The organism is Candidatus Angelobacter sp. (assembly GCA_035607015.1).
GTDB lineage: Bacteria > Verrucomicrobiota > Verrucomicrobiia > Limisphaerales > AV2 > AV2.
In genome coordinates this window covers 1-6,433 of sequence record DATNDF010000469.1, presented here as the reverse complement: position 1 = coordinate 6,433, position 6,433 = coordinate 1, and the positions used below count along the sequence as shown (strand labels likewise).

The following is a 6,433-nucleotide window of genomic DNA, read 5'->3' as shown; positions in this document are numbered from 1 at the left end:
CACTGTTGAGCGGTTTTACACGGAGCACGCCGGCGAGCTGGAGATGAAGCTGGTGGGCGGCGCCGCCGGATTGAAGCGCGTCATCCGCGAGCCGACGGTCAACCGGCCGGGCCTGGCGCTCGCCGGGTTCACCAAATATTTCGCCAGCAAACGGGTGCAGGTGATCGGCAGCGCGGAAGCCACGTTTCTCAAATCGCTGGGCCGGGAGGAGCGGGAGCGGCGTTACGCGGATCTGTTCGCATACAAGATCCCCTGCGTCGTTTACAGCCGCAACATCCATCCGGACCGGCTGTTCCTGAAGGCGGCCGAGCGCGCGGACGTGCCGGTGTTTCGCTGCCCGCTCATCACGATGAAGTTCATCAATCTCGCCACGCTCGCGCTGGAAATGATGTTCGCGCCGCGCGGCACGGAAATGGGGAGCATGGTGGACATCCTGGGCGTCGGGGTGGTCATCCGCGGAGAGAGCGGCATCGGCAAGAGCGAATGCGTGCTGGCGTTGATCGAGCGCGGCTACAGCCTGGTCTCCGACGACGTGACCAAGGTCACGCTGGTGGACGGCCACGAGGTGATCGGCACCAGCGCGGAACTGACGCGGAATCACATGGAGGTGCGCGGCATCGGCATCATCAACGTCGCGGCGATGTTTGGCGTGAGAAGCATCCGGAGCGAAAAGAGCGTTGACCTCATCGTCACGCTGAAGTCGTGGAACGACGTGATGGACGTGGACCGGCTGGGCATGGAGGAACAATTCGCGAACATCCTGGGCGTGAACATCCCGCACATCACGATCCCGGTGCGGCCCGGCCGCGATCTGGCGCGGTTGATCGAGGTGGCCGCGTTCCAGACCAAGCTCAAGCGCTCGGGCTACAATCCGGCCAAGGAACTCAACGACCGGCTGATCGCGCAGATGTCCCGCAAAATGCGGCTTTGAATTGCGCTGGCAAATCTCCGGGAGCGCCATAGAATCAGCCCCTGGATGAGCGCGACGAAGAAGGCCGCCGACAAACACTCCGCCATCACCCGCGAGATGGTGGTCGTCAACAAACTGGGCATTCACGCCCGGCCGGCGGCGATGTTTGTCAAGACCGCCAACCGCTTCGAATGCGACGTCTTTGTGGAAAAGGATGGCGAGCGGATCAATGGCAAGAGCATCATGGGCCTGATGATGCTGGCCGCCGGTCCGGGCAGCAAACTCGTTGTCCATGCCGACGGCGCGGATGCGACCCGGGCGCTCAGCGAACTCGACGCGCTGCTCAAGCGGAAGTTCGATGAGGAGTGATCCCGCCTGCGTCGGGTCGTTTGAAGGGGAGTGCAGCCACGTCCAATTGATGTAGCATGGTAAGATTGTTGGTCATTGTCGCGTTGTGCCAGTGGACGATTACAGGCCGCTGCGACGAACGGATTTGGTTGAACGCACGGGTGAACGGCGAAACCACCCGGCTCATCTTTGATTCCGGCGCAAGTCGCCTGATACTTTTTCGGAAGAGCGCGGAGCGACTGGGCCTGAAGATTACCGGCCCATCGGCGGACTTTAAGCCGGCGCCCGGCCAGGTCGCCATGGGAATGACGGAGGAATGTGAACTGACCTTGTTCGGAACCGGCAGCAAGAGCCGGTTCGGTGTCGTGGAGGTGCCCAATTACGTCGGCATGGAAATGGACGGGGTGGTCGGGTGGCAGCCGGTCAGGAAAATATTTTTCAAATCGACGCCGTTGAACAGACGCTGAGGCCGCTCGATGCGGTGCCTGCGGAAGCCAAAACCTGGGTCGAATTACGCGTGCTCAAGGGCGCTGATATTCTAACCCTCGAGGTTCGCGGCGCGAAACGCGAGCGAATGACCATTTTGGTGGACACCGGTTCCGACCGCGGGGTGAGTCTTCAGCCCAAGAAGTGGCGCGAATGGAAAGCAGCCCATTCAGACGAGCCGACCACGCTGAATGCCAGTTACATGCCGGCAACGGGGTTGGTCGTCTCGGAGGAAGGTTGGGCAAAGGAACTGTCCTTCGGGCAATTGACTGTGACCGATGTGCCCGTCACTGAAGCCAACTCGGCAGAAGCGGCCTTGGCCCGGTACGAGGCAACGTTCGGCCTGGCCGCGCTCAAACGCATGGATTTCATCGTCGATGGCAGAAAAGGCATCGCTTACTTTAAGCCCAAAAAAACGCCCGCCCCTGCCTGCGAGCACAATCGTCTCGGCGCTGTGTTTGTGCCCCGGGACGCTGAGAGTGATGACCTCGTTGCCCATGTCGTGGCGGGCAGCCCTGCGGAGGAGGCGGGGATTGGCAATGGCGATGTTTTATTGAAGATTGCGGATCTGGACGTCACAAGATGGCGGACGGATCCGACCGTCCTGCCGTTGAGCCGATTCTGGCAGGAACCGGCCGGCATCAGACTCCGGTTGACGATACGGCGGGGAAACGGGACGGTCGAAACCACCATCCTGCTGCGTAACATTCTCCCTCCTTCGGCGGACTGAAGTTCGCTTCTTCTCCCGAGGGAGAGTGCAAATCCCAACTTTCAACTTTCAACCGCCGACTTCCGGCTCTAGTCTGGCCGCATGTCCGCCACTGATTTCGATGTCAATTACGTCGCGCATCTCGCGCGGCTGCATCTCACGCCGGAGGAGGAAAAGAAACTTGGCGCACAACTGAGCGGCATCCTCGCCTATATCGAGAAGTTGAAGGAACTCGACGTCGCCAGCGTCGAGCCGACGGCGCACGCGGTGCCGTTGGTCAATGTGACGCGCGCGGACGAAGTCCGTCCCGGCCTGACCAACGAGGAGGCGCTGCGCAATGCGCCGGCCAGGGCCAACGGCCTCTTCATCGTGCCGAAGATTGTCGAGTAGCGCCCGAATTTCGGAAATGCCCACCGGTTGTAATATGAATTTGCGCCGATTCGGGTGATTCGCGTGCGGATATTTTCATGCTGAACCATCTCACCATTTCCGAACTCACCGGCAAACTCGCCAGACGTGAATGCTCGGCACGCGAAGCGATGCAGGCGTGCCTGGACCGGATTGCGCGCGTGGACGGCCGGATCAAGGCGTTTCTGAGTTACGACGCGGCGGACGCGCTGGCACAGGCGGACGGCGCGGACAGGGCGATCATCGCCGGCGCGGATTTCAAGCAACGCCCGCTTCTCGGTGTGCCCATCGCGGTCAAGGACGTGCTCTGCGTCAAGGGCCACCCGTGTAATTGCGGCTCGAAAATACTCGGCAAATACATTTCACCGTACGACGCGACAGTAGTCGACCGACTTCGGGGCGCCGGCGCGATTGTTTTTGGACGGTTGAACATGGACGAGTTTGCGATGGGCAGTTCGACCGAGAACTCCGCTTTCTTCACGACCTTGAATCCGTGGGATACGACGCGGATTCCGGGCGGCTCGTCGGGCGGTTCGGCGGTGGCGGTCGCCGCGGATGAAGCCATCGCCACACTGGGTTCGGACACGGGCGGATCAATCCGGCAACCCGCGGCCCTGTGTGGGGTTGTCGGGATGAAGCCGACCTACGGGCGGGTTTCGCGATACGGCCTCGTCGCGTTTGCGTCGTCGCTCGACCAGATCGGGCCGTTGACCAGGGATGTCAGCGATTGCGCAACGCTGCTCCGGATTATCAGCGGTCCGGATCCGCGCGATTCGACCAGTGTTCCCGAGCCGGTGCCGGACTATGCGGCATGGTTGAACGGCGACATCAAAGGGCTGAAGCTGGGGTTGCCGAAGGAGTACATGATCGGCGGTCTGGACGCGGAAGTGAAACAAGCGGTGGATACCGCCGTGCAGCAACTGCAAAAGCTCGGCGCGGAGGTTGCGGAGATTTCACTGCCCCACACCGAGTACGCGGCGGCGACCTATTACATCATCGCTCCCGCCGAGGCTTCTGCGAACCTCGCCCGATTTGACGGCGTCCGCTACGGCCTGCGGGTGGACGGCGCAGACCCCGCGGAACTTTACAGCCGAACCCGCGGCGAAGGATTCGGCGCGGAAGTGAAGCGCCGGATCATCCTCGGCACCTACGTGCTCAGCAGCGGTTACCACGACGCATACTATCTGCGGGCCCAAAAAATCCGCACGCTCATCCGCCAGGATTTTCTCAACGCGTTCGAGAAGGTGGACGCCATCGTCACGCCGACGACGCCGACGGCGGCGTTCAAGGCCGGCGAGAAATCCGACGATCCGTTGCAAATGTATTTGTCAGACGTTTTTACCGTCGCGGCGAACGTCGCCGGCATTTGCGGCGTCAGCATTCCCTGCGGCTTCACGAAATCACCGAAGCTTCCGATTGGCCTGCAACTGCTGGGCAGGCCGTTCGGTGAAGAAACGATTTTGAAAATCGCGCATGCCTACGAGCAAGGCACGGAATGGCACAAGGAAAAGCCGGCACTGTCCTGAGTGACCTCGCTTGTTGGCCTGAACGGTTGAGGATTGTCGGCCGCCCGGGATGCGAGGCAGTCTGGTCTGGCGGCAGGGATGCCCGCTTCTTCGCGCGCCGGCACTAGGTGGAGCATTGCAGCCGGATCCCGGGAAGTGGCGCGCCGTGAGATTCCTTGAACACTTCCTCCCCGGCGTGCGTCAGTTGAAAAAAAGTAACCGGACGGTTACTTGGCGGGTCAGGAAGCGTGTAACGAATGAATCGTTCGGTTTCAGCGGCGGGCGGCAGGTCGAAGACGGGCGCGCGTGACCCGGGGCGCACGCGTGAACGCATTCTCGCGGCGGCTCTCAAGGAGTTTTCCGACAACGGATTCGCCGGCGCGCGCGTGGACGTGATTGCGCGCAGGGCCGCCATCAACAAGCGGATGATCTATCACTATTTCGGCAACAAGGAAGAATTGTTCCGCGCGGTGTTGCGGCGGAAAATCGCCGAACGCCAGGCATGGGGTGAGGCTACCCCGGAAGAACCGTCCAAAAGTCTGCCGCTCTGGTTTGATCTTGCGTGCCAGGACGCGGATTGGATTCGTCTCCTCGAATGGGAGGCGTTGCGCGGCGGTGAAAAGCCGGTGCTTGACGAGGCCGAGCGACGCGCGGTGGCCCAGGGGGCGGTGGAGCGCATCCGCCGCCGGCAGACCAGCGGCCATTTGTCCAGCGAGTTTGATCCCCGGCATGTTTTGCTGGCCATGATCGGACTGACCACGTATCCCGTGGCGTTCCCGCAACTGACGAGGTTGATCACCGGCCGGCAGGTTTCCGATGCGCAATTCCAAAAGGAGCGGCGTGATTTTCTCCGCAAATTCGCCGTGGCGCTTTCGCCGTCAAAAGCAAAAACCGAATGAAACAGCCCTTTGCAAATACCGCATTCTCCGCCTGTCGTCCTGCAATGATTGCGACGATGCTTGCCGCGGCCGCGGCGGTCATCACCGGTTGCTCGCGTCCAACCTCGCCGGGCGCCAAACCGGGTGCGGGGGCTCCGGTGCCCGTGCTCGTGGCCAAGGCAACCCAGCAGGACGTTCCCATCGAAATTGAGGCGATCGGCAACGTGGCGGAGTATTCGAAAGTGACCGTGCGCTCTCAAGTCACCGGCCAGCTCAAGGAAGTGAACTTCCGGGAGGGGCAGGATGTGAACAAGGGCGACTTGTTGTTCACGATTGATCCGCGGCCGTTCCAGGCGGCCCTGGGACAAGCGCGTGGCAACCTCGCGCGCGACAAGGCGCAACAGGAAAACGCGCAAATCCAGTTCGATCGCGCGACGAAGCTTTTCGCCTCGAACCTGATTTCGCAGGAGGAGTTTGACAACTCGCGGGCGGCCCTGGATGCGCAGAAGGCGAGCGTCTCGTCCGATCGGGCCGCCGTCGCGAATGCCGAGTTGAACGTGGAATTTACGGCGATCCGCTCGCCGATTGACGGACGCACGGGGGGCCTGATGGTTCACGCGGGCAACATCATCAAGGCTCCGGATGACGTGATGCTGACCATAAACCAGATTCACCCCATTTATGTGGTGTTTGCCGTGCCCGAGCAATATTTGCCTGAAATCAAAAAAGAGATGCACGCGAGGCAGCTCAAGGTCAGTGTGTTGCTTCCGAACGGACAGGCGCCGTCGAACGATGGAACGCTCACATTTGTGGACAACGGCGTGGATACCACCACCGGTACCATCCAGCTCAAGGCCACCTTTCCAAACGACGACAACGTGCTCTGGCCGGGCCAGTTTGTCGAGACGGCGTTGACGTTGTCCGTGCTCCACGATGCTGTTGTTGCGCCCACGCAGGCGGTTCAGACGGGACAGGACGGCCAGTTCATCTACGTGGTCAAGGCTGATGATACCGTGGAGATGCGACCGGTTGTGACCAGCATTGTCCATGACAGCGGAACGGTCATTCGAAGCGGCATCAAAGCGGGCGAAACAGTGGTCACAGATGGACAACTCCGGCTCGCACCAGGAAGCAAGGTCAGTGTCAAGACCCCGGACCAGCCGGCATCCACGGACAGGAAGTCTGACAA

Annotated in this window: 8 protein-coding genes; all 8 read left to right on the top strand. The window is 61.3% G+C overall.

The genetic code is table 11. The features are described 5' to 3' along the window. The coding region (gene hprK, locus VN887_18830; protein HXT42071.1) for an HPr(Ser) kinase/phosphatase at positions 1 to 931 on the top strand (931 nt) is incomplete at its 5' end. Positions 932 to 976: 45 nt separating this feature from the next. After that, complete coding sequence (locus VN887_18825; protein HXT42070.1) at positions 977 to 1,279, top strand: HPr family phosphocarrier protein; 303 nt, start codon at positions 977 to 979, stop codon at positions 1,277 to 1,279. A gap of 56 nt (positions 1,280 to 1,335) precedes the next feature. Beyond that, on the top strand, positions 1,336 to 1,725 hold the full coding sequence (locus VN887_18820; protein HXT42069.1) for a retropepsin-like aspartic protease: 390 nt from the start codon (positions 1,336 to 1,338) through the stop codon (positions 1,723 to 1,725). Between the two features lie 14 nt (positions 1,726 to 1,739). Beyond that, complete coding sequence (locus VN887_18815; GenBank protein HXT42068.1) at positions 1,740 to 2,474, top strand: PDZ domain-containing protein; 735 nt, start codon at positions 1,740 to 1,742, stop codon at positions 2,472 to 2,474. 81 nt (positions 2,475 to 2,555) lie between these two features. Next, the gene (gene gatC / locus VN887_18810) at positions 2,556 to 2,843 is read left to right on the top strand and encodes an Asp-tRNA(Asn)/Glu-tRNA(Gln) amidotransferase subunit GatC (protein HXT42067.1); all 288 of its coding nucleotides are present in this window, start codon (positions 2,556 to 2,558) and stop codon (positions 2,841 to 2,843) included. A 77-nt stretch (positions 2,844 to 2,920) separates the two neighbouring features. Further along, on the top strand, positions 2,921 to 4,387 hold the full coding sequence (gene gatA, locus VN887_18805; protein HXT42066.1) for an Asp-tRNA(Asn)/Glu-tRNA(Gln) amidotransferase subunit GatA: 1,467 nt from the start codon (positions 2,921 to 2,923) through the stop codon (positions 4,385 to 4,387). A 236-nt stretch (positions 4,388 to 4,623) separates the two neighbouring features. Beyond that, the gene (locus VN887_18800; protein HXT42065.1) at positions 4,624 to 5,265 is read left to right on the top strand and encodes a TetR family transcriptional regulator; all 642 of its coding nucleotides are present in this window, start codon (positions 4,624 to 4,626) and stop codon (positions 5,263 to 5,265) included. Then, the coding region (locus VN887_18795) for an efflux RND transporter periplasmic adaptor subunit (GenBank protein ID HXT42064.1) at positions 5,262 to 6,433 on the top strand (1,172 nt) is incomplete at its 3' end. The genes VN887_18800 and VN887_18795, both read left to right, overlap by 4 nt.